Below are 22,688 nucleotides of genomic sequence, written 5' to 3' on the forward strand. Positions count from 1 at the left end.
TTATGAAGAAAAAAGTATTAGTTATTTCCGCCAGCCCCAGAAAGGGAGGCAATTCCGATTCTTTGTGTGAGCGGTTTATTTCCGGCGCGCGGGAGGCCGGGCACGACGTGGAGAAAATTTCCCTTCGGGATAAGAATATTCATTATTGTTTGGGCTGCGGGGTGTGCAACAATACGCACCGCTGCGTGCAAAAAGACGATATGGCCCCTGTGCTGGATAAGCTGGTTGAGGCGGACGTGATTGTGTTAGCCACGCCTGTTTATTTTTATTCTATGGACGGGCAGCTTAAAACGTTTATAGACCGCACCGTTCCGCGTTATACGGAAATATCCGGCAAAGATTTTTATTTTATTTTGACTGCCGCCGATACCGAAAAAAAGAACCTGCGCCGCACGCTGGAAGCCCTGCGCGGGTTTACCGAGGATTGTTTGGAAAACTCCCAAGAAAAAGCCGTTATTTACGGGGTGGGCGCCTGGCAGGCGGGAGAAGTAACAAACACTCCGGCCTGGCGGGAAGCGTATCAAGCCGGAAAAAACTGCTAAAGTAAACCCCGCCAAAAGAGCGCCTAAAAATCTTTGTAACCCGGTTTTTAGAAAAAACGCTTGACTTGGAGCTAACTCCAGGGTTTATACTGTTTGGTGCAGGCCCCGGGTTGGCGGGGCCAAAATGCCGAAAGGATTTGTTTTGGCGTTTTAATGCAGGGAGGATACATGAAAGCCGTTAAAATTTTATGGATATTAGCCTGCGCGGTGTGGCTGCCGGCGGCGGTATCCGCCAAAGAGGAGCATATGACAACAAGTTTAACACAAAAACAAGAGGCCGTGTCCGCCGTGGCGGCGCTGGCTGCCGTGGGCGATTTGGAGAAATTATCCGCCGCTTACAATGAGGCTTTAAACGCCAAGCTGAGCATTAACGAATTAAAAGAAGTTACCTTGCAGCTGTATGCGTATACCGGTTTTCCCCGCTGTTTAAACGCGGCCGGCGTGTTGGAAAGCGTAGTAAAAGCGCGGGCTGAAAAAGGCTTAAAGGATGAAAACGGCCCCGCCCCGCAGGCGTTACCTGAGGGTGCGGACAAATATGAGTTGGGAAAGAAAAATTTAGAGGTGCTTACCGCTTCTTCTTTGCCTTCCCGCCCGCCAGTGTTTATCCAAGGCACGGACACCTTTTTAAAGGAGCATTTGTTTGCCGATATTTTTGCCAGGGGGGTGCTCTCTTTTAAAGACAGGGAGATTGCCACTGTTTCCGCGGTGGGCGCGTTAGGCAATGTTAACCCGCAGTTGCAAGCCCACATGGGCATGGCGATGAACGTGGGCGTTACGGAGCCGGAAATGCGAGGCATTATAGCGGTTTTGCAAAACCAGCTGGGCCGCCAAATTGCCGCCAACGCTCAGAAAGTGTTTGAACAGGTATTGGCCTCCCGCAAAGAGGCAGACTAAGCCCGGATTTTTTACAAAGGAGGACGCATGTGTTTTTTCATGAAAAAGGCGGCTTTAGCGGCAGTTATACTATTTGTGATAGGTGTTGGGGTTGTGCAGGCAAATAATAAGGAGAAAAACCAAATGAAAAAGTCACCCATTGATACTATTTTTATGCAAGGAGAAGTAAACCCTTACGGTAAATTTTTTACCGGTACCACGTATTTAAATATGTTAAACCCTAAAGACGAAGTGTTTCAGGCGCCTATCGGCAATGTTACGTTTGAGCCCGGCGCGCGCACCCATTGGCACAAACATGACGGCGGACAGATTTTGCTGGTGCTTAACGGGGAAGGGCGTTACCAAGAAAGAGGAAAAGAAATAAGAACGCTTAAAAAAGGAGACGTGGTGCTTATTTCGCCGGACGTGGAACATTGGCACGGGGCCGCGCCGGACAGTTGGTTTGTGCATATTTCTTTGGAAACCAATGCCCATAAAAACGGTTCTACCGCTTGGCTGGAACCGGTGAGCGATAAAGAATATAAATAAATTTTTAAAAATTTGTGTTTAGGTAATGAAAGGAGTCAATAGAATGAGAAAAAATATTTGCAGTGTATTATGCGGCGGGGCGATCCTGTTAGGCGTTGCGGCGTGCGCAAAAGCGCCCGCGGAGGCGGAGCAGGCCGGCGGCGCGGCGGCGGTTTCACAGGAAACAAAGGTGGAGGCCTCTAACGGTAAAAAAATATTAGTGGCGTATTATTCTTATTCCGGCAATACAAAAGCGGTAGCGGGGCAAATAGCCGCGGCCCTGGGGGCGGATTTGTTTGAAATCAACACGGTGGAAACATACCCTTCCGCTTATGGGGACTTGGTGGACCAGGCCCAACGGGAAATAAAAGCCGGCTTTAAGCCGCAGCTTTCCGGCCGGGTGGAAAATATGGCACAATACGATGTTGTATTTATCGGTTCCCCAAACTGGTGGGGGACGGTGGCCCCGGCGGTGTCGTCCTTCCTGTCCCAATATAATTGGGAGGGAAAACAAGTGGCCGGATTTTTTACCCACGGCGGCGGCGGAATGCAAAACTGCGGGCGGGATTTGCAGCGTCAGCTGCCCGGGGCGAAGCTGCTTTCCCCCGTGGCGTTTGCCGGGCGTTCTTCAGGCGCCCCGCAAAAAGAATTACAGGCTTGGTTAACCCAATTAGGCCTTAAATAAATAGATTATTTATAGCAAGGAGGGCGCTGTATGCGGCACAAAATTTTCCTGAAAATTCTGGTGGACGCGCTGATGAGCGCCCTCTTTCTGTTGGCCTTGGCGCATCATGGCACCGGTAATTTGGCGCATGAAATTATAGGCGCGTTGCTGGGGGCTTTGTTTATAGTCCATAATATATTAAACTGGGCTTGGTATAAAAATTTATTCCGCGGCCCCTATACCTTGTACCGCGGTGTATGGACGGTAATTAATTTGTTCTTGCTGGCGGCTATGGGAGGAATGTTCATAAGCGGGGTGCTTATCTCGCGCGATGTGTTTGATTTTCTGCCTGTTTCCGGCGGTTGGACGGCCCGCCGCTGGCATACGGCGGCCGCTTATTGGGGCTTTATTTTGGCGGGTGTCCATTTAGGCTTACACGGCAGTATGATTACCGGCTGGCTGGGCCGGCGGCTGGGAAAATGGGGCCAGTGGGCGTTTGGCCTGTTTATGCTTTGCTTGGTTTTGTATGGAGTGAAAGCTTCTTTTGTCTGGCATATAGGGTCTAAACTGGTGTTGCGGCGCGCGTTTAGCAGTTGGGAAGGCGTTAGTTTGTGTAGTTTTATTTGGGACCATTTTGCCATATGGTGTTTGTATGCGGCGGTTTCTTATTATGTATCTAGCGGGTTGTTTGGGTGGCTGGGCAAAAAGGCTTCCTCAAAAAAGAATAAAAAGGAGAGTTCAGCATGCTAAAAATTATATTGGGCATTATTCTTATTATCGCCCTAGTCAGCGCGGCGGGCGGAATAGTCCATTTGCGTAAAGTGGCCGCCAGAAACCAAAAGGAAATGGCCCCGTACATGGGGCAAAACGTGCCGTACAGCGCGTCTTTGGGAAAAGTTTTAATTATCTATTATTCCAAAACCGGCAACACGCAGGAAGTGGCCCGGCGCATACAGCACTACACCGGCGGGGAGCTGTATGAAATACAAACCCAAAAACCGTTTAGCAAAGTGCCGTGGTTTGCTTTGCTTGTTAAAAGACAGCTGGCCAAAGGGGAGTACCCCTCCTTGCAGGAGCCGTTGCCGGACGTGAGCGCTTATGATACGGTTTTTGTGGGTTCCCCGGTATGGTGGTATACGGCGGCTACGCCTGTGCTGGCTTTTTTGCAGCGGGCGGATTTTAAAGGCAAACCGGTGGCCTTTTTTTCCACCCAGGGCAGCAATTACGGCGCTTTTTTTAAAGACGTGCGCTCCAAAGCTAAAAACGCCCAATTACTGGCGGGGGCGGCGTTTAATAATTTAGACGCCTCTTATAATAGCGCGGTGGATAATAAAATTGTAACATGGTTAAACGGCTTGCAGGCTTCCCCAGAGAAAGAGGTTTTAGTGGGGGAACAGTTTCATTGAGTCTTGCGCTTCATGAGAAATTTGAGTAAATAAAAAGCCCTTGGGTAAAACCAAGGGCTTTTTAAATGGCGGAGAGCTGAATTTCCCTAGCCAAATGCTCTTTTGTTCATTAGCGCTCCTTCCCTGCATAACAGGGAGAAACAGGGAATCAATAAGCAGTATAATACTCCTCTGGACTTTGAGGCATAGCGTCATGAATACTGAATTGCTTAAGTGCCCATTGAATGGGAATCTGAAGATAGGGAATATGGATAGCACGAACACTCCGATCTTCTCTAATTCTTTTTCTTAAAGAATTAGGCCATCTCCATGAAGGAATTACACCCGCAATCTTTTCTATACCAGTATATACAATAATGAGCGGAAGATGATATATGTCAACAGCCTGTTCTATTTCGTATGATAGCATACTTCCTTCCAATCGTGTATTTGGGCTTAAAATAACCAGCATTTGTTTAGAGTTTCGCAAACGCTCTTGAATACTCTTTTTTAGAGTACTTAATAAACTCGTATCTTGAACTGCATAGGTTTTCTCATGACTATCGACAAAAGAAAAATCTATATTATCGTTTTCAGTCCAAGCTTTGATTAAAGCAAAATGTTTAAAATCTGAATTGCAAGGATTCGTTTCTCCTAAAGCGTCAAAAGCAACATAGGTACCATTTCTATACGCCATACTATCTCCAAGATTTTTCTATAACATCTAAATCAATTTCATTCTGTAAATGCTTAGGTATAATAATATTAATTTCTTGTGTAATGCCCCGTTTTTTTGTTTCCTCAATAGCAAGCAAGATAATAATATCAATAATTACATATACAGATAAACCAGTACGTGACAAACCTGCCCCCAGCAAAGGAATATTAAGAGGTTCGCTGGCGCAAACGCTTCGTGCGGATTGATATACTTTTTGAACAGAAATAAATAAACTTTCTATTGAAGAATATGCTTCCAGCGAATTTATATTTGTGTGAGAAAGTGAAACAAATAAGAATCTATTATTAGCCTGTTGAATTGGAATCACTGTCCCTATAGGAAATTTTATATTCTTTCCTGATTTTCGATTTACACTTGGAAGTGCAATATTCTGTTTATTAGCTTGTTCAATAACTTCTCTATACCATTGTTCTTCATTGTTTTTCCAGTAGTTAGAGAGTACCTGTCCATGTAAAGACTTTTCTGCGACATGAGAATTATCAACTTTATTATCAAAATATTCATTTACTCCAATAACTTTCCAACCAGTTTGGGTAAATAAATCCCCAAACATAATGGTTAATTTTGTTCGATTAGCATTAATTTTCTTTGTAATTTTAAGTTTTTGTTTGTTGTTCTGATACCAATATATGGTAGAAATAATAATAGAGAACAGTAAAATATTCTCTTGGATACAATTAGGAACTTTCCAAGATGTTAAACCGATAAATTCATGCAAAGCACAAATCACACCAATTACAGTAAAAAATGATAACAACCATTTAATAAATTGTTTAAAATAATACATAAGCATATTATATTTATTTTAGATTATTTTTATGCAAATTAAATTTATCCTACACAGGTTATCAACAACAGAGGCAAAGAATCACCCTGGTTATAAAGTGGTAACTAGTAAGAGAAGTCTTAAAACCTATCCTGCTGGTTATCAGAAAATACCGGAGGAATTAATTCTTATAGCCCAAGCCATTGTTCATAATAAGGATTTTCAACAGTTTGTTAAAGATTGTAGAAAGCAGTATGGCATTCCTACACAGGGTTTTTCGTGCCATTTTACTAAAGATGCACCAACAGAATTCACAAAAGGCGGGCTAAAAAGCAAGGCTTTAAAATTACATTGGATGCTTATAAAAGCACAAAATAAAGGGGTAATCCGAATTCATCCATTAATTGCAAATCATCTTTTTCAAATTATTTGTTGTAATACAATAGAATCGCCTTTCCCCCCAATACAAATATCTTATGCGCAAGATCAGCTTTCTGCGCTCACTATTACTATTAATCATCAGGTTAAATTCTCAAGTATTATTTCTTATTTAAACAAGCATAGGAAAGAAATAGAAGAGAATCTACAACTTTTTCCCAACCAGGAATCTATTACAATAGATCCCATTAATATACAATTAGCCGCCCAAAAGACGCCACGTTACAATTATTTTGAAACGTGGAATAAGGCAAAAAAACACAAAGCTCTTTATAAAACTGTTCAGACGAAAAATGCGGATACCTTAACAAAAAGAGCGTACCGCACTCAAAAAATTATTGATTCCCTCTTTGAAATAAAAGGACAGAAAAAATAATTTTCGTGTCCTCGTTATTTGTCTCTTTATTGGATAAGCTAGATTATATTCTCAGTAAGGAGATAAATATGAAAATCGAAAATACACCTATAGAAACGCTCAAATCCTATTCTAGGAATACGCGTATTCATCCTCCCAAACAAATAGAGTTATTGGCAAGAAGCATTAAAGCGTTTGGTTTCAATAATCCGGTACTAATCGATAAAGATAATTTTATCTTGGCAGGACACGGACGCGTGTTAGCAGCTACGAAACTAAACCTAAAGACGGTTCCAACAGTAAAAATTGAACATCTCTCTCCCCTAGAGTCAAAAGCTTTTCGGATAGCAGACAATCGTATTGCTGAGCAAAGTTGTTGGAATAAAGAAGCCTTAAAACTGGAATTCCAAGATTTAATCTTATACCAAAATGAGATGAACATCAATGTGACAGGTTTTTCAACTCCAGATATTGATTTATTATGCCTGCCTGAAATAAATACTCCGCACGAAGAAGCTCTTGATCTTTCTTCAAACATTCCAAAACGAGTTAAACCGGGCGAGTTGTGGAGCCTAGGAAAGCATCTGTTGTTTTGTGGAAATGCGCTTGAACCCGCCAGTTATCGGGAATTACTGGGCAATAAAAAAGCCGATATGGTATTTACTGACGCGCCGTTTAACGTCAAAACAGATGGACATATCTGCGGAAACGGCAAATACAAGCATAAAGATTTTGCAATGGCTCATGGAGAAATGAGTTCTCAGGAATTTACTCATTTTCTCTCCCAAACTTTTAAGAATTTAATTCAATTCTCAAAAGACGGATCCCTTCACTTTGTATGTATGGACTGGCGACATATTACCGAAATAACTACCGCAGGTAAAGCCTATAGTGCATTGAAAAACATCTGCGTATGGGATAAACAATGTGGAGGAATGGGGTCTTTGTATCGTTCACAGCATGAATTTTTCTTCTTGTTCAAAAACGGAAATGCTTCTCATATTAATAACATCGATTTAGGAAAATACGGACGGAACAGAACAAATGTGTGGAGCTACCCCGGAGTACGGGTTTCTAATCCCGTAAATCGAAATGATTTAAAATTCCATCCGACAGTCAAACCCGTAGGAATGATTGCAGACGCTATTTTAGACGTGAGTAATATTGGAGACATCGTTTTGGATTGCTTCGCAGGGAGCGGCTCCACTCTTCTTGCTTGCGAAAGAACTAATCGTAAAGGCTATATGATAGAAATTGATCCCCACTATTGCGACGTCATTCTATACCGATTTGAACAGTTAACTGGTCAAAAAGCTAAATTTAAGGAGGTACTTGTATGAAATTACATATTTACAAAGTAGGGCCGGGGCATCCGCCAAAAGAATTTCAATTCAAGCCCGGACAATCAGGAAATCCCCGCGGACGCCCAATAGGGCGAAAGAGTATGCACGCCATAATTCGGGAGGAGATGAACCGTACGATTATAGTCAAAGAGGGAAAAGAAATCTCCGAAATTTCAGTTAAACAAGCCCTAGGCCGCCTTTGGGTAAATGAGGCATTAAAAGGAAATATCAAAGTAGCCAAAATACTGATTCAATTTATGCCAAATGAAACAGAAGGAGAATTTGCTTTCTAAAATTATTCGGACAGAAATTTGTCGTTTCTGTCCGAATTTGTTTTAATAGAATTGTAGTACCAAATTTGTATGACTCGTTTTGGAGCCGTAAAGGCAACGATTTAGACGATTAAACGTCTAAATGGTGATCAAACCAAGATGAGGTCATGGTTTTGCTGTGCCCAAATGGGCATGGCGGCGATGACCCATTTCTGAGCGTTTGATCACCCTCAAAGTGCGGTCGTCGCTTTTTTATACCCTCTTTTTGATAAAAACGACCAACCTTTGTCGTTTAATAGAGTTATACTCTTTAAAAGGGAGGTTGTATGAATCAAAAACACCAAGAGGAGCTTGTTAAACTATGTAGTTTCCTCAAAGATCGCAATTTAGCTATTTTAGAAAGTAAGTTACAGGAATTTAACATCTTTTCCATCCTTAATTTAAATCGTCAAGAGATACGTCATTCCGCGATGTTAGCTTGGTTATTTAATCCGAAAGCAAACCACGGACTAAGCGTAACCCCCATCAAAATTTTACTTTTACAATTGTTAGATTCCCTACCGGAAGATAAGCGAACGAATGCTCTACTAAATATTTCTAAACTAAACCCTACAGGAATTAACGTCACAACAGAAAGCGATACAAAAACCGGACGCATTGATATCTTAATTGAGGGAGATAGTTTCGTTATTGGTATCGAAAATAAAATTGATACTAAAGATGCTATAGGCCAACTACCAAAATATGCCAAATACATGGGACAACAATTTCCACATAAATTAAATTGTTTGATATATCTAACCCCCGGAGGAGCAGAGCCACAAGAAGCTGATAATGCAGTTATCCTCTTATCGTACAAAGATATCGTTAGTTTGATAGATAACTTACTAATCAGTATTCCAAGAATGGCCCCCCAAGTACATTCTTTACTATTACAATATCAACAACTTATACAGAGGGATATCACTATGGAAGATAAAAAGATTCAAGAGTTATGCTCAAAATTATATCAAGAACACAAAGAAGCGATTGAAACTATTCTGGAATACAAAATGGACTTCCAAGCAAAAATTGGCAACATCTTAAAAGGAGAATTTAAAAAAGGAAATATCCCAGTTCAAGCCTATCGAGAGAGCAAATGCTACTTTAACTTTTCTCCTCGTTCTTGGGAAGAATATACTTGTATGCAAGTCGACGATGGTATTTGGCTGAAAGGTTGTACCGATTTAGTTCTTTTTGAAGTTCTCAATAATAATAAAGAGGTAAACATTAAACTCATTGTAGGCCCTACTAACAACAAAGAACAAGAACAAATGAAACAAAAATTATTAGCAAAATTACCAAACACTTCCAAGTATCAAAAATCGGGCAATAAATGGACTACTATTTATTCTTACAAGTTATTACAATATGAGAAATTACAAAATGCGACAAATGAAGAAATAGAAAATCAATTTAAAAATAATTTAGATCAATGGCTAAATAACGAATATCCCGAACTTGTTGCTCAAATTGAAGAAATTATGAAACAACTCCAACAGGACTATGAAAGAGAAAACGCTCAATAAATTAACCCGTACCATTTACCTGCTTAACGTATTGGACGGCGGGAATATTGATATTCCCCGCGAAGCGGAAGAACTGGGCGTAACCGTACGGACCATTCAACGGGACATCCTTAATTTGGAAGCGGCCGGAATCCCGCTCTATAAAGTTAAACCGGGAACTTATAGTTTTACGGAAGGCTTTTCCCTAAAAAAATTACAATTATCCAAGGAAGAACTTTCCGCGCTCGTGTTACTTTTAGAATTGGCTAGGCCGTTCGGAGCTAAATTTGAGAATGTAATTTCTCATCTAAACCAACGGCTTATGCGTCCTTTGGAAAACGCGCCTTATTACTTCCAAATTTCGGCCACGCCATACGCCAAATCCCCTATTACCCAAGCATTGGAACAAGCCGTAACTACCCATACGGCGGTGTATTTAACTTTTGCGGCAGATCCTTCTAAAAAACTAAATTACTACCTAGAACCGTTAAAATTAGTATATTCCAATGGATTTTGGTATATATTAGGCCTAAATAGCCGAAAACAAATAAAAACTCTGCGTTTAGACCGTATTTTGGATATCCGCAATACGCAAGAACGATTTACCCCCTCTAAAACAGCGTTAAACGCCTTAAAATCAAGCACAAACGTATTTTTTAACGAACAGACCCAAAAACGCGTGGTTTTGGCTATTAAGGCCGATATTGCCCCCTATTTTGAAAAACGGGATTATTTCCCCAGGCAAAAAATCATAACCAAAGCCAAAGACGGCAGCATAACCCTCGAAACCACCATTTCCCAAGATGAAGAAGTTTTGCTGCCGCTTATGCCTTGGCTTCCGAATATTCGCATTGTGGAACCCCTATCCCTAAAACATACGCTACACGGTATGCTGCAGAAATATCTTCAACAGAATTAACTTGACTATCTCTCCCACGTAAGCGGTAATATACGTGGGAGGGAATATGCAACAACTCAAAACGCTGACAAACGAGCAACTGGTTAAAATCTGGGCCAAGTATATTAAAGAACCGATGCCCAATTTGAGGAAATCCTTGCTGATTAGATATATAACGTGGTATAAACAAGCCTACGAAAATAAAATCAATCCGAAGCATTTCTTCAGACGACTCGCCCAAGCACAGAAAAACCTAGAACAAGACACAATAAACCGCCCCCAAGAAAAAACCTTTCCCGAAGGGGCTTGCTTTGTGCGCTCTTATAAAGGCATTCAGCATAAAGTGGAAGTCGTTTCAAACGGCTATTTATATAATGGCCAAACCTATAAGAGTTTATCCGCTATCGCCCGGGAAATCACAGGCAAACAATGGAATGGGAAAGTATTCTTTGGAGTAAAAAATGATAAATAAACCTATTCGATGCGCCATTTATACGCGAAAATCATCCGAAGAAGGCCTAGAACAGGACTTTAACAGCCTGCAAGCCCAACGGGAGGCCTGTGAAGCGTATATTAAAAGCCAAAAATCGGAGAATTGGATTCTGATTCCAACGGCTTATGACGACGGAGGATATTCCGGAGGCACATTGGAACGCCCGGCTCTGCAACAATTACTCTCAGATGTAAAAACGGGAAAAATTGATATTATCGTCGTCTACAAAATAGACCGTTTAACCCGCAGTTTAATGGATTTCAGCAAAATTATAGAAGTGCTCGACGCCCACCAAGCGTCTTTTGTGTCTATTACACAACACTTTAATACTACAACCAGCATGGGCCGCTTAACGCTTAATATGCTGTTATCTTTTGCACAATTTGAACGAGAAGTAACGGCGGAACGCATCCGGGACAAATACGCCGCCAGCAAAAAGAAGGGAATGTGGATGGGCGGATATCCCCCTTTTGGCTACGAACGCAAGGACAAGAAACTCATCCCCCACCCACAACAAGCCGCTATATTAAAATCTTTGTTCAAACAATATCATTCATTAAAAAGCGTAGGGAAACTATTGGATTGGGTCCGGGAAAATAATATTCAAACCTCTTTGGGTAAGCCCTTCACCAAGATTAACCTGCATCGCATCCTATCCAACCGGGTTTATATTGGGGAAGTTGGGCATAAAGGGATTTGGTATCCGGGCCTGCATCAAGCGTTAGTCACCACAGAGCTTTTCGCTTCCGTCCAGCAAATTATTTCTGACCACCAGGTAAATCGTGTACGGCATGACACGCACCCCAGCTTTTTAGCCGGCAAACTGTTTGACGATAACGGAAACCGCATGAGCCCAAAAGCCAGTGGATCCGGCAGCAAGAAAAGACGATATTATACCAGCCAAGCCATGATTAAGCAGGAAAGAGAAAAACTAGGGATTATTACACAAGTTCCCGCCGGAGAGTTAGAAAATTTTGTTACCCAACGATTAAAAGAACTGTTAACTTCTCCGGCATTTTTAACCCCGCTGTTATCAAACATCCACATATCTTTACAACAAGACATTAAAAAGCAACTCCCACAGCTATCCCTACCTACTGAAACAAGAAGATTACTCGTTGCAAGAGTTGATTTATTTCCCAATACGTTAAGATTGACCGTATCCCTCGCCCAAATCAGAGAAATTTTACTCTCTTTAGCGGAAAAACGCTCGTTTAAACTTATCTCCGCAGATTCGCTTGAAAGTTTTGAATATCCTTTCCAAATCAGACGGGCTTGCAAAGGGAAAAAGATAATTTTAGGCGAACAATGCCCGGCTCCCAATTCTCCCAGAGTGCCCTTGGTACGAATTATTTGCCAAAGTTATGCCTTGAGGGAAAAACTATTCTCCGGTCAGGCTTCTTCTATCTTAGAATTAGCAAAGCAAGAAGGTTGTACTGACAGCTATATATCCCGGCTATTAGAAATATCCTTTTTACCCGCTAAAACCATTTTGAATATCCTATCCGGCGTTTCAAAAGAGGTTTTAAGCGTCAAAGATTTACTGAAGCTAAAAAACGACCGAAGGCTGTCGCAATGATTATTTAAACTATAAAAAAGGAGGCAATATGTATACAAATAAATATTTTATCCCTACGGGAATCCAGTCATTAGATGCTATCATTGGCGGCTTAGAACCAGGCAAGCTGACCTTTGTAGCCTCCAAACCCGGGCAAGGAAAAACGGCTTTCCTGACAAATGTGGTGGCACACACTGCCGTGTCGCAGCATATTCCGACGGCCATTTTCTCTATAGAAATGGGAAGGAACAGTCTATATGAACGCTTAGTAGCCAAAATAAGTAAGGTAAAAATTGAACTTTTGAGAAACGGTTACTTTTCCCAGGAACAACACAAACGGCTTATTCTGCCGACATTAGATAATTTGCAGAAATCTCCGTTATACATTGATGATACAGCCGCTATTCATATTGATAGAATTTGCCAGCAAACCTACCGACTATATAAAGAATTATCCCAAACAGGCACAATAGTCAAAGTCGTAGCTATAGATTATTTCCAGTTAATTAAAGAAGCTCAAACCGAAACAAACCGTATATTGGCAAAACTGAGAAAATTGGCCCACGACCTGCAAATTGCTATTATAGTTACTATACAATGCAAACGTCACGAGGGCAACATTCAACCAGCCTTATCCGACATTAGACTCCCAATAATAGATATACAAAAAGAAGATAAAATTATTTTCTTATATGGAAACGCTAACAATACGATCAAGCTGTCCGTTTGCACGGCAGAGCATAAGTCCAATACACTACAAATTCCATTTGATAAAGACAGTGGATATATTGGTTGAAGATATTCAGAAATTTTTTAACCTATTACAATTTTTTGGAGCCATTCAATTGAATTATAGAGTCCCACTAATAACCCGTTAATTTCTTTATCCGAGAATTCTATCCGCTCATTCTTTTTTAATTTTTTTGTAATAAATTTAGGAATGATTTCTATTTGCAGATTAACGTGTTTTTCTCTTGTAATAGGATCTGGTGCATTTTCGTGGGTTATCTTCATGTCAAACTGCGGAGTGGGAATATATAAAACAACATCTTCTTTTACCATATTACCCCCATGATGAGTGATAGCATTACGAATATATTGGATATTTTTCCAAATATCTAAATGGGGTGTTAATTTCCCATCCAATAATTTGTCTATTTTTAGTAATTTGTTATGGAAAGTTTCTCTTGAAAATCTGCTAATATCTTCTTGGGGAACTTCTTTTTGCGTTTGTTGAGAAAGATAGATATAAATACAACATAAAAGATATTCAAAATCTTCGATTCCATTTCTAATGGCAGCATTAACCAATACATCCCGAAAATAAGGTTTTAGAACTGAAAAATCTTCAGGAATCGCAAAAATTCGACTACTTTCATCTATTTCATAAGATTTTACTTGAAATGTATTCTGGGGATTAACAAGTGCCCCAAGAGATAAGGCATTGACTGCTATGCGGTTGCGCATAATAGAAAAACAGCTCATCATTTGTTCTTTATTCATAATGAGCATTATAACAATTACAGCTTAATTTCTCCCAAATTTCACTTCTTTTTTGGCAAACAGAGCATGGGAAAGCCGTTTCCCCGTTATTTTGCCCACGCAGCCCTATTTAGAGCAAATTTTAGTGGAATAACGAAAAACTCCCCGACGGATAATTTTTCCGTCGGGGAGTTTGCTCTAAAAGTTATAAAAAAGATACGGAGAGGGAGAGATTCGAACTCTCGATACGGTTTCCCGTATGCAGTCTTTCCAGGACTGTGCCTTAAACCACTCGGCCACCTCTCCAAAAACGGTGTGTGGTATAAGAAGTACTTAATTATTATATCAAATTAATTTGCCTTTGGCATAATTGCTTTTAAAAAGCTTGGTTTGAAAGCCAAAACGCTCTTTTGCTACAATATTCAAACTGCCTTTATCTCTTATATTAGTGTATCACAGTATATTCATTGAATAGGAGCTTGTATGTTGAAAAAATTAATGGGGTTGGTTTTGTTTGCCAGCCTGTATGCCCCTGCCTTTGCCTATGTGCAGGATGAGGTATACGTACGGGGGATTTTGCCTACGGAAAACATTACTTCTTTGGAAATTAAACCCCGCTTTAAAGCCAAAGATGACAGCGCCAACAAAACAGTGGCTACGGTGGAAATAAAGCCTTCTTTTAAATTAAATAAAAACTGGAAGTTCCAGTCCGAAATTCCTGTTTTGCGTATGTCGGACGGGGATTACACCCAAAAAGGCTTGGGGGATATTATGGTAGCCGGGTATTATACCCAATACTCCCCGGATAAAGTGTTTTCTTATGGGGTTGGGTCCGAACTGGTAATGCCCACCGCTACCCACCGGGATTTGGGTGACGGCAAATGGGTGGTCGAGCCGGAAATATTTTTAGTGTGGAAGTTAAGCCCGCGTTTCTTTGTGGAAACGGAATACCGCCATATTTTTTCTTTTGCGGGCAGCTCCGGCCGGGAAGACATTAACGAAAGCCGCTACCGCATGATCTTGGGTTATGTATCCCCCAACCACTGGTGGTTTGAGTTTGACCCCCGCTACACGGTGGATTATGTAAATAAATCCGAGGCGGAACTGATTGGTGAGTTTGAATTGGGTACCATGATTAATGTGGGCACGTCGGCCTATATCCGCGGCGGGTGGCATTTGGCGGGGAATAAATACTCGCAGGATTGGGAATTAATGCTGGGCTTTAAGATTTTATATTTCTAATCATAGCCCGCTGTTATTAAAAAGCCCCGGTTTAACCGGGGCTTTTTTATTTGCGAAAAGTATGTATTTGAAAACCTAAAATTTTGCCAATTAGCATAAGCGGCAGTATTACGCATACGGTAAAAATACCCACAAGCAGTGTCATTAAAAAACCAAAAGCCAGCACCAGTAGGCCGCCAAAAAAGCCGCCGTTGTCCCCTTTGGGGCGGGCGTGGTCGGCCGGTTTATGGATTACTTGGCCTTTTTCGTCCAAAATTTCCGGCTCAATAACGGTTGTTTCTTTGGTGGTATTTTTAACCATATATATATTTTTACATAATTGGCTGTGTTTGCAAAGTGTTATAAATAATTAGTCTGCCTTGTTAAAAACTTTTTTTTTACTATACTTAATAATATAAAGCGTACATGTTATAAGGAAACAGACCTATGAAAATTTTATTTACATTGGTTTTTTTATTGGGGGTATTCCCTGTGCAGGCGGCCGGGTTGAGTGAGGTGCTTTCCGGCCGTGTGCAGCAGGCCCAGCAAGATGGGGCGGCCGCGGCACAGGAAGAGTTTGTCGCTCTGATTAACAGCAACAAGGCTTTTAGCTGGCAAGAGTTGGAGGCGCTTATCCGGCGCGGGGCGGACGTCAACGCTTTTAGTTTTGAGGGCGGACGTACGGCGTTAATGGTGGCGGTGGAAAATGTGGGCGCCAAATTTATTTTATTGGACGGCGGAAGCGCTGATCGCCAATCTGAGCGCGAAGCCCAGGCCAACCAACGCCGCGCGGGTTTTGCGCGCATAGCTTACCTGATTAAAGCCGGGGCCAATGTAAACCCGCGGGTAAAAGACGGCAAAAATTCCCCTTATTTATTGTTAGCCACTGTGGGAGACAGCAATGTGTTTTCCATGCTTTTGGAAGGCCTTGCCTTGCAAAAAGGCAACCCGGATTTGGCTGACGACAACGGCCTTCGCCCTATTGATTTAGCCGCCAAACAGCAAAAGTCCTCCGCCTATCAGTTATTGGTTAAAGCTGGGGCCAACGCCCAACAGCCCTCTGCCGCCTTGGGCGGAAAATCTCCCAAAGCGTATTTGGAAGAGCAGGCCCGCCAAGCCAGCGGCGGGGACGAGGCTTCCTACCGCCGTTTCTTAGAACCATTTGGTTATTAGCAATATTGCCGCTTAATTTCCCGGGGTTGAACGCCCCGGGTTCTTAGCGGAAAAGTTTGGTTTTGCAAGGGCCTGCTGGGTCTTTTACGCGGGGCTGCAAAATGTTATAGTAATTAGGAAGGCAGTCGCATATTTTTAGGAGGGTTTATATGTGGGAAAAAGACATTAATATTAACGAAGTACGCGAAATCCGCAGCCGCACCACCGTTTATTTTGGAGTGGGGGCCATAGCCAAAATAGGGGATATTTGTAAAGATTTAAAAGCGCGCGGATTGGATAAACTGATTGTAATGACGGGCCGCGGCGCCTATAAAAAAACCGGCGCGTGGGATCATGTAACCAAAGCCTTTGCCGATAACGGCATTACTTATGTCCATTATGACAAAGTAACCCCCAACCCCAATACGCACCATGTAAACGAAGCGGCCAAAATGGCGGCTGATTTTGGCGCCAAGGCCATGTTGGCCATTGGCGGCGGATCGGCTATTGACGCGGGCAAAAGCGTGGCCATTTTGATGAAGAACCCGGGCAAAACGGCGGAAGAACTCTACGAGTTTACTTTCACTCCTACCGAAGCCGCCCCGATTATCGCCATCAACCTGACCCACGGAACCGGCTCTGAAGCCAACCGCTTTGCCGTGGTAAGCATTGAAGAAAAGAACTTCAAACCGGCCATTGCTTACGATTGCATTTACCCGCTCTATTCCATTGACGACCCGGCTTTGATGACCGGCCTGTCTGAGGACCAAACCCGCTACGTGTCTATTGACGCGGTAAACCACGTGGTGGAAGCGTCCACCACACTGGTGGCTTCCCCGTATGCTATTGACCTGGCTATTTCCGTGGTGAAATTGGTGCACGAATATTTGCCGGTGGCTTTGAAAGATCCGTCCAACTTGGAAGCCCGCTATTTCTTGGCGTATGCGGCTTTAATTGCCGGTATCAGCTTTGATAACGGCCTCTTGCACTATACGCACGCGTTGGAGCACCCGCTTTCCGGCGTAAACCCGAACCTGACCCACGGCTTGGGGTTGGCCATGTTGCTGCCGGCTGTGCTTAAAAATATTTACGCGGCCCGCCCTGCCACTTTGGCGGACGTATTGGCTCCCATCGTGCCCGGTTTGAAAGGAGACGCGGCGGAAGCGCAGGCCGTAGCCAAAGGCGTGGAAAAATGGCTGTTCTCCGTGGGTTCCACCCATAAGCTGGAAGATGAAGGTTTCAAAGCTTCCGATGTGGACAAATTGGTAGACTTGGCTTTCAATACGCCTTCCTTAGGCGGGTTGTTGGGCATTGCCCCCACCAAGGCGGATAAAGAAGCCGTGCGCGCCATTTATACGGAATCGCTCACCCCGTACAACAAATAATTGTTCGTTTATGCTAAAAAACCCCGGCTGTTAAGCCGGGGTTTTATTTTATTGCTATCTCGTTTTATGGTTTTTAGTATCATAAATCCATATAATTAGATTAGGAGGAAATTCATGTCCCCCAATAAAGGGTTTACCTTAATAGAGTTGTTGGTTGTGGTATTGATTATAGGTATATTAGCTGCTATGGCGATTCCGCAATATTTTAAAGCAGTGGAAAGATCCCGCATGACGGAAGCGGTGAATATGATAAATACGCTAGTACAGGCCCAACAACGTAAATATATGCAAACAAACAGGTATGCCTCTTCTTTGGAAGGATTGGATATCGCTCTTAAAAATGTGAGTGGGAACAGTTTTTATACGAAAGGGGATGCTGTTGCCGGAACCAGTGAAAACGGATTTTATATTGTATTGGGGGAGCCCGGCGTTTCTGCTGACCGTGTTTCCGCCGGGGAAGATTTGCAGTATAAATATTATTTATATCGGCATTACACCCAAAGACACATTATATGTCACGCCGTAAATGATGCGGGAAAAGATTTGTGCGCTGATTTTTGCGGCATAGATACACCGGTATCTGCCTGCTGTAGTGATGGAACTGCCGGTTGGTGCGCTAATTAGTTGTAAGGCCGCTTTTATGATAAAAACCCCGTACATACGGGGTTTTTATTTTAAGTTACAGCGGGCGGTTGGTATGCACGTAGTGAAAGAAGGCTTTTACGCGCGGGTCGCAATATACATCTTGCACGGTAATATCTTTTTTTAAATGTACTCCTTCCAGCGTGCGGCAGCGGCTCAGAGCCACATAGGTTTGCCCGGGGGCAAAAGCGCCGCGGCCGATATCCAAATAAATACTGTCAAACGTAAGCCCTTGGGATTTGTGTATGGTAATGGCCCAGGCCAGCTTTAACGGATATTGTTTAAAAAATCCTTGCACTTTGGGTTCCAGCTTTTGGGTAAGGGGGTTGAACTCATATTTAATGTCTTCCCAAATATGCGGTTCCACCGTGTAAATATTGCCTTTTAATTCCACTTTAATAAAATCCGGCCCCAAAGCGTATACGGTGCCGATGTCTCCGTTCACCCAGTTGTCATCATTAACCAGCATCATAATTTTGGCTCCTTGCTTTAGGCGCAGACTCTGCTCCGCCGGAGGGGTTTTTGTTTTAAACGCGTCCACTATTTGCGCTTCGTAAGTGAATTCTTGCCCGGGCAGGCTGGATAAATAGAAGTTATTGCGTGTAGAAGCCTCCCGGTTGGTGGGGGCTAAAATAATGCTGCCTTCTGCATTTTCCGGTTGAGCGGTTGTTTTGCGGGTGTTAAGCAGGGTGTCCAGTTCAGGCTGAGTGATGGTTTCTTCGCGTATTTTGTTAAGCAGTTGAGCAAAGGCCGGGTCAGCCTGTTGGCGGAAGATGCGCTTTAGTTCAAATACGGCGGTAGGCAGGCGTCGGCAGACCCGGGCCTCAAAAAAATAGGGACTCTTATAGACGGAGCGGAAATAATCAAACAACCCGCCGGAAGGTTTTTCTTCCACCGGGGGGAGCTGGTATAAATCCCCAAATAAAATTAATTGCTTCCCGCCAAAGGGTTCATCTAAATGGGTGGAAATGCGCAAAATGTAGTCTACCGCGTCCAGCAAGTCTGCGCGCAGCATGGAAGCTTCATCAATGATAATGGAATCCAGCGCGTCCACTGTTTTGCGCGGAAGGGGCTTTAAATTTTCCACATCCAGCAAATTACCCGGCTTAAGCCTAAAAAAAGAGTGTACCGTTTGCCCGCGCACGTTAATGGCCGCCAGGCCGGTAGTGGCTAGTACCACCAAATTGCGCGTGGTATGGGTGGAAAAATATTTCAGTAACGTGGTTTTTCCGGTACCCGCGCGGCCGGTTATAAAAATAAGCGGCTTAATGGCGGGGCGGTTTTCCAGCAGGGCCAGGGCGTCTTTAAATTCATCGGTTACAATAATATCGGTGTTTGCTGACATACAGGTATTATATCTTTTTGGTAAAAACTTATTTTTAGTATAGTATACGTATGAATAGTCAAGTATTACAGGCTTTATTTTTAAGTTTTTTGGCGGGCGCGGCCACGGCTATCGGCGGGGGGTTGGCGTTTGTCATCAAAAAAGAAAACTTGCGGGTTTTGTCTTTAGGACTAGGCTTTTCCGCCGGGGTGATGATTTATGTTTCTTTTATGGAACTTTTACCCCAAGCCAAAGAAGCACTCTCTGCCTTATATGGCGCGCGCATGGCGGGCTGGACGGGAGTGGGCCTGTTTTTTGCGGGCATTGTGCTGGCATGGCTGATAGACACGCTGCTTCCTTCCCACCATGTAGAGGAACACACTTTGGATAAATCCGCCAAGTTAAAACATTTGGGAATTTTTACGGCGCTTGCATTGGCGGCGCATAACTTCCCGGAAGGGTTGGCTACGTTTATGGCGTCTATGGAGAATACTTCTTTGGGTATTTCTATTGCCGTGGCGGTGGGAATACACAATATACCGGAAGGGGTGGCTGTCGCACTGCCTGTATATCACGCCACGGGCCGGCGCGGCAAAGCGTTTTGGTATAGTGCCCTTTCCGGGTTGGCGGAGCCGGTGGGGGCGCTAATCGGCTTTTTGCTTTTGCGTTCTTTACTTAACGAAGCCGCTTTTGGCGTGATGTTTGCGCTTATCAGCGGGATTATGGTATATATCGCGCTGGACGAGCTGCTTCCCACCGCCCATGAATATGGGGACGGACACCAAGTGATTTGGGGGGTTGTGGCTGGGATGATGGTGATGGCTGTTTCGCTTGAGTGTTTTTAATATAATAAAAACCCCGCTTTTTAAGCGGGGTTTTTATGGGTTAAAACAGCCAGGGGGCTATCCAGAAGGAAATCATCATTCCCAAGGAATAGCTGGTAACATTGGTGGCTAAGCTTAGATTAAACGCATTGGTCAACGTAAGGTATTTGCGGTTAAACGCCCAAATAAACACGCTTTCAAACAACAGGCAGAATATCCACAAGAACGCTGTTTCCCGTATATACCCCGCCAAAAAAAACCACGTGGCAAACATGCTAAGTATATTGGCTCCCGCCACGGCGTATAAAATACGCAGCGGTTTGTGCATATAGGAAATAGAAGCCCACGCGGCGGCCAGTTCCAGCAACAGGATAATTAATAAAGAAGCCCAAGCGTCTCTTCTTACCAAATTGCTGTAAGGCTTTTGTACGGGGGAAAGCTGCACTTCTAAATTATCCGGGTTTACATATACGTTAAAACTGGAGCGTAAAGCGGCCGGTGTTTTGAAAATATTGCTTTCTTTTTTTGTGCCGTCTTCAAAACCGATAATTAATTTTTGGTAATGCGCGTAGCCATATGCAATGGAGAAGCATTTATCCGCCGAACAATATAATTTTTGCAGTCCATATGTGCCTAAGGGTTTGGGGTCCATGCATTGGTTGTCTTCGCATTGGATTTGTTCGCTGGCGTCCGGCGCAATAGGGGACTTGTCAGCCGTATTGTAAATAAAAGTAAATTGCATTTCCGGTTTGGGGGAAACGTCAGCCCATAAAGGCAGCACCGTACAGGCAAGTAAAAAGGATAAAACAAATTTCTTCATATTTTCTCCCGGTGTCTTTTTTTGTATTATAACATTATAATTACAGAGGGGGAAACCAATGTTTTTAACCAAAACCCAAACCGATAAATACGCCGATGTAATGCTTTGGGCCCTGCAAACGGCCCGCCGCAACGGAAAATTTAAACCATATGATGTGGTGTTGCTTCGTTATGAGCCTTTGGCCCTGCCTTTGGCGCAAAGCCTTTACAAGAAAATGTTGGAAAACAAATTTCATGTGGTGGTTCGGCAGGATAATCCGGAAGAGTTTGCCCGCTTGTTTTACACGTTGGGGGATGATAAACAATTAACTTTTGTTTCCCCGTGGGATAAGGAGCTGCAGCAGGGGGTGAACGGCCTGATTTCTCTGCGCGCCCCTGCGGATTTGACCAGCCTAAAAAATACGGATCCTTCCCGCTTGGCCAAAGCGGCCGTAGCGCGCAAACCCCTTAGGGAAATCTTAGACGCGCGCGAACAAAAAGGGCTTTTTTCCTGGACATTGTGCAATTACCCCACGCCGGAGCTGGCCAAACGCGCCGGGCTCAGCGTAAAGGAATATGCGGCCCAAATTGCGCGCGCCTGCTTTTTAAACGAGAAGGACCCGGTCAAGAAATGGCGGGAAGTAACCTCCCAAATGGAAGAAATAGCCAAGTGGCTGTCCTCCCTGCCGGTGGAAACGTTCCGCGTACAGTCCGCCCATATGGATTTTGAAGTGTTGCTGGGGGAAAAACGCCGTTTTGTATCGGGCGGCGGGTGCAATATTCCCTCGTTTGAAATTTTTACTTCGCCGGATTGGCGCGGCACGCGCGGGGTGTACTTTGCGGATTTATCCTCTTACCGCAGCGGCAACTATGTTAAAGGCATTAAGCTGGAATTTAAAAACGGCCGCGCTGTAAAAGCCACCGCCCAGCAGGGGCAGAATTTTGTGCGTAAAATGCTGGCGATGGACGAGGGCGCCTGCCAAATTGGGGAATTTTCTTTAACGGACAGGCGCTTTTCCAAAATTACCAAGTTTATGGCGGATATTTTATATGATGAAAACTTCGGCGGTAAGTACGGCAACTGCCATGTGGCGGTGGGCGCCAGTTACGCGGATACCTACAGTGGCAATGTTTCCCGTTTAACGCCTGAGTTAAAAAAGAAACTGGGTTTTAACTCTTCCGCCCTGCATTGGGATTTAATTAATACGGAAGACAAATTGGTGCAAGCCCGGTTAAAGAACGGCAAAATAATAACAGTATATGAAAAAGGTCAGTTTAAATACTAAGTGTAAATAAAACAAAACCCCTTATAAAATAAGGGGTTTTTATAACTACTGCTCACAATAAACCCCGGGCGTAAGCCCGAGGGATGGAGTGTGTATCCCCAAATCTTCATATTTAGTACCATCTCAATATGGAACTTACCAAATTAAGTCACTGCGTTTATCACTGCCGATAC

General features: G+C 43.3%; 26 protein-coding genes and 1 tRNA gene. 20 read left to right on the forward strand and 7 right to left on the reverse strand.

All coding sequences use genetic code 11. The features are described from left to right. Nucleotides 1-2 precede the first annotated feature (2 nt). From ACQY33_RS03270 to ACQY33_RS03295, 6 genes are all read left to right on the forward strand, one after another. On the forward strand, nt 3-542 hold the full coding sequence (locus ACQY33_RS03270) for a flavodoxin family protein (protein WP_428073901.1): 540 nt from the start codon (nt 3-5) through the stop codon (nt 540-542). Between the two features lie 168 nt (nt 543-710). Beyond that, nucleotides 711-1,436 carry a carboxymuconolactone decarboxylase family protein gene (locus ACQY33_RS03275; RefSeq protein ID WP_428073903.1) on the forward strand — a complete coding sequence of 242 codons (726 nt, stop codon included), beginning with the start codon at nt 711-713 and terminating at the stop codon, nt 1,434-1,436. Between the two features lie 123 nt (nt 1,437-1,559). Further along, the gene (locus ACQY33_RS03280) at nt 1,560-1,964 is read left to right on the forward strand and encodes a cupin domain-containing protein (protein WP_428073905.1); all 405 of its coding nucleotides are present in this window, start codon (nt 1,560-1,562) and stop codon (nt 1,962-1,964) included. Nucleotides 1,965-2,007: 43 nt separating this feature from the next. Further along, nucleotides 2,008-2,628 (forward strand): flavodoxin, encoded by a 621-nt coding sequence (locus ACQY33_RS03285; protein ID WP_428073907.1) that lies wholly within the window; start codon nt 2,008-2,010, stop codon nt 2,626-2,628. Nucleotides 2,629-2,658: 30 nt separating this feature from the next. Further along, complete coding sequence (locus ACQY33_RS03290; protein WP_428073909.1) at nt 2,659-3,357, forward strand: DUF4405 domain-containing protein; 699 nt, start codon at nt 2,659-2,661, stop codon at nt 3,355-3,357. Further along, nucleotides 3,351-4,013 (forward strand): flavodoxin, encoded by a 663-nt coding sequence (locus ACQY33_RS03295; protein WP_428073911.1) that lies wholly within the window; start codon nt 3,351-3,353, stop codon nt 4,011-4,013. Before ACQY33_RS03290 ends, ACQY33_RS03295 begins: the two co-directional genes overlap by 7 nt. Nucleotides 4,014-4,161: 148 nt before the next feature. Here ACQY33_RS03295 and ACQY33_RS03300 read toward each other — a convergent pair whose 3' ends face one another. Next, nucleotides 4,162-4,689: a TIR domain-containing protein gene (locus tag ACQY33_RS03300; protein ID WP_428073913.1), complete on the reverse strand. Its 528-nt coding sequence runs from the start codon at nt 4,687-4,689 to the stop codon at nt 4,162-4,164. Nucleotide 4,690: 1 nt separating this feature from the next. Further along, nucleotides 4,691-5,518, reverse strand: a complete 828-nt coding sequence (locus ACQY33_RS03305; RefSeq protein WP_428073915.1) for a macro domain-containing protein — start codon at nt 5,516-5,518, stop codon at nt 4,691-4,693. Nucleotides 5,519-5,549: 31 nt separating this feature from the next. Here ACQY33_RS03305 and ACQY33_RS03310 point away from each other — a divergent pair, with 31 nt between their 5' ends. From ACQY33_RS03310 to ACQY33_RS03345, 8 genes are all read left to right on the forward strand, one after another. Then, complete coding sequence (locus tag ACQY33_RS03310) at nt 5,550-6,311, forward strand: hypothetical protein (RefSeq protein ID WP_428073917.1); 762 nt, start codon at nt 5,550-5,552, stop codon at nt 6,309-6,311. A 68-nt stretch (nt 6,312-6,379) separates the two neighbouring features. Further along, entirely contained in the window at nt 6,380-7,630 is a 1,251-nt protein-coding gene (locus ACQY33_RS03315; RefSeq protein WP_428073919.1) for a site-specific DNA-methyltransferase, read from the forward strand. After that, nucleotides 7,627-7,926, forward strand: a complete 300-nt coding sequence (locus ACQY33_RS03320) for a DUF5681 domain-containing protein (protein WP_428059685.1) — start codon at nt 7,627-7,629, stop codon at nt 7,924-7,926. Before ACQY33_RS03315 ends, ACQY33_RS03320 begins: the two co-directional genes overlap by 4 nt. Before the next feature lie 305 nt (nt 7,927-8,231). Beyond that, nucleotides 8,232-9,473 carry a PD-(D/E)XK nuclease family protein gene (locus ACQY33_RS03325; protein ID WP_428073921.1) on the forward strand — a complete coding sequence of 414 codons (1,242 nt, stop codon included), beginning with the start codon at nt 8,232-8,234 and terminating at the stop codon, nt 9,471-9,473. Beyond that, nucleotides 9,451-10,371 (forward strand): helix-turn-helix transcriptional regulator, encoded by a 921-nt coding sequence (locus tag ACQY33_RS03330; protein ID WP_428073923.1) that lies wholly within the window; start codon nt 9,451-9,453, stop codon nt 10,369-10,371. The genes ACQY33_RS03325 and ACQY33_RS03330 overlap by 23 nt, the downstream gene beginning before the upstream one ends. Before the next feature lie 46 nt (nt 10,372-10,417). Continuing rightward, on the forward strand, nt 10,418-10,822 hold the full coding sequence (locus tag ACQY33_RS03335) for a DUF2924 domain-containing protein (protein ID WP_428073925.1): 405 nt from the start codon (nt 10,418-10,420) through the stop codon (nt 10,820-10,822). Next, nucleotides 10,812-12,422 carry a recombinase family protein gene (locus ACQY33_RS03340; RefSeq protein WP_428073927.1) on the forward strand — a complete coding sequence of 537 codons (1,611 nt, stop codon included), beginning with the start codon at nt 10,812-10,814 and terminating at the stop codon, nt 12,420-12,422. The genes ACQY33_RS03335 and ACQY33_RS03340 overlap by 11 nt, the downstream gene beginning before the upstream one ends. A gap of 28 nt (nt 12,423-12,450) precedes the next feature. Beyond that, nucleotides 12,451-13,197 (forward strand): DnaB-like helicase C-terminal domain-containing protein, encoded by a 747-nt coding sequence (locus ACQY33_RS03345; RefSeq protein WP_428073929.1) that lies wholly within the window; start codon nt 12,451-12,453, stop codon nt 13,195-13,197. Between the two features lie 17 nt (nt 13,198-13,214). Here the strand turns inward: ACQY33_RS03345 and ACQY33_RS03350 are convergent, their stop codons facing one another. Both ACQY33_RS03350 and ACQY33_RS03355 read right to left on the reverse strand, forming a co-directional pair. Beyond that, nucleotides 13,215-13,904 (reverse strand): hypothetical protein, encoded by a 690-nt coding sequence (locus ACQY33_RS03350; RefSeq protein WP_428073931.1) that lies wholly within the window; start codon nt 13,902-13,904, stop codon nt 13,215-13,217. 198 nt (nt 13,905-14,102) lie between these two features. After that, nucleotides 14,103-14,189, reverse strand: a tRNA-Ser gene (locus tag ACQY33_RS03355). Nucleotides 14,190-14,366: 177 nt separating this feature from the next. Here ACQY33_RS03355 and ACQY33_RS03360 point away from each other — a divergent pair. Next, nucleotides 14,367-15,125, forward strand: a complete 759-nt coding sequence (locus ACQY33_RS03360; protein WP_428073933.1) for a hypothetical protein — start codon at nt 14,367-14,369, stop codon at nt 15,123-15,125. Between the two features lie 46 nt (nt 15,126-15,171). Here the strand turns inward: ACQY33_RS03360 and ACQY33_RS03365 are convergent, their stop codons facing one another. Further along, complete coding sequence (locus tag ACQY33_RS03365) at nt 15,172-15,426, reverse strand: hypothetical protein (protein ID WP_428073935.1); 255 nt, start codon at nt 15,424-15,426, stop codon at nt 15,172-15,174. Between the two features lie 125 nt (nt 15,427-15,551). Between ACQY33_RS03365 and ACQY33_RS03370 the strand changes: the two genes are divergently transcribed. From ACQY33_RS03370 to ACQY33_RS03380, 3 genes are all read left to right on the forward strand, one after another. Next, nucleotides 15,552-16,277: a hypothetical protein gene (locus tag ACQY33_RS03370; protein WP_428073937.1), complete on the forward strand. Its 726-nt coding sequence runs from the start codon at nt 15,552-15,554 to the stop codon at nt 16,275-16,277. Nucleotides 16,278-16,426: 149 nt separating this feature from the next. Then, nucleotides 16,427-17,641, forward strand: coding sequence for an iron-containing alcohol dehydrogenase (locus ACQY33_RS03375; RefSeq protein ID WP_428073939.1), 1,215 nt, complete (start codon nt 16,427-16,429; stop codon nt 17,639-17,641). 114 nt (nt 17,642-17,755) lie between these two features. Then, nucleotides 17,756-18,265: a type IV pilin protein gene (locus ACQY33_RS03380; protein WP_428073941.1), complete on the forward strand. Its 510-nt coding sequence runs from the start codon at nt 17,756-17,758 to the stop codon at nt 18,263-18,265. Between the two features lie 55 nt (nt 18,266-18,320). Here the strand turns inward: ACQY33_RS03380 and ACQY33_RS03385 are convergent, their stop codons facing one another. Beyond that, nucleotides 18,321-19,628, reverse strand: coding sequence for an ATP-dependent DNA helicase (locus ACQY33_RS03385; protein WP_428073943.1), 1,308 nt, complete (start codon nt 19,626-19,628; stop codon nt 18,321-18,323). Between the two features lie 50 nt (nt 19,629-19,678). Between ACQY33_RS03385 and zupT the strand changes: the two genes are divergently transcribed. Continuing rightward, complete coding sequence (gene zupT / locus ACQY33_RS03390; protein WP_428073945.1) at nt 19,679-20,452, forward strand: zinc transporter ZupT; 774 nt, start codon at nt 19,679-19,681, stop codon at nt 20,450-20,452. A gap of 40 nt (nt 20,453-20,492) precedes the next feature. Here zupT and ACQY33_RS03395 read toward each other — a convergent pair whose 3' ends face one another. After that, nucleotides 20,493-21,251: a hypothetical protein gene (locus ACQY33_RS03395; RefSeq protein ID WP_428073947.1), complete on the reverse strand. Its 759-nt coding sequence runs from the start codon at nt 21,249-21,251 to the stop codon at nt 20,493-20,495. A 58-nt stretch (nt 21,252-21,309) separates the two neighbouring features. On the opposite strand from ACQY33_RS03395, the gene ACQY33_RS03400 reads away from it, so the two are divergent. Then, nucleotides 21,310-22,515, forward strand: coding sequence for an aminopeptidase (locus ACQY33_RS03400; RefSeq protein WP_428073949.1), 1,206 nt, complete (start codon nt 21,310-21,312; stop codon nt 22,513-22,515). The last annotated feature ends 173 nt before the right edge of the window (nt 22,516-22,688 follow it).

The organism is Candidatus Avelusimicrobium aviculae (assembly GCF_949292495.1).
Lineage (GTDB): Bacteria > Elusimicrobiota > Elusimicrobia > Elusimicrobiales > Elusimicrobiaceae > Avelusimicrobium > Avelusimicrobium aviculae.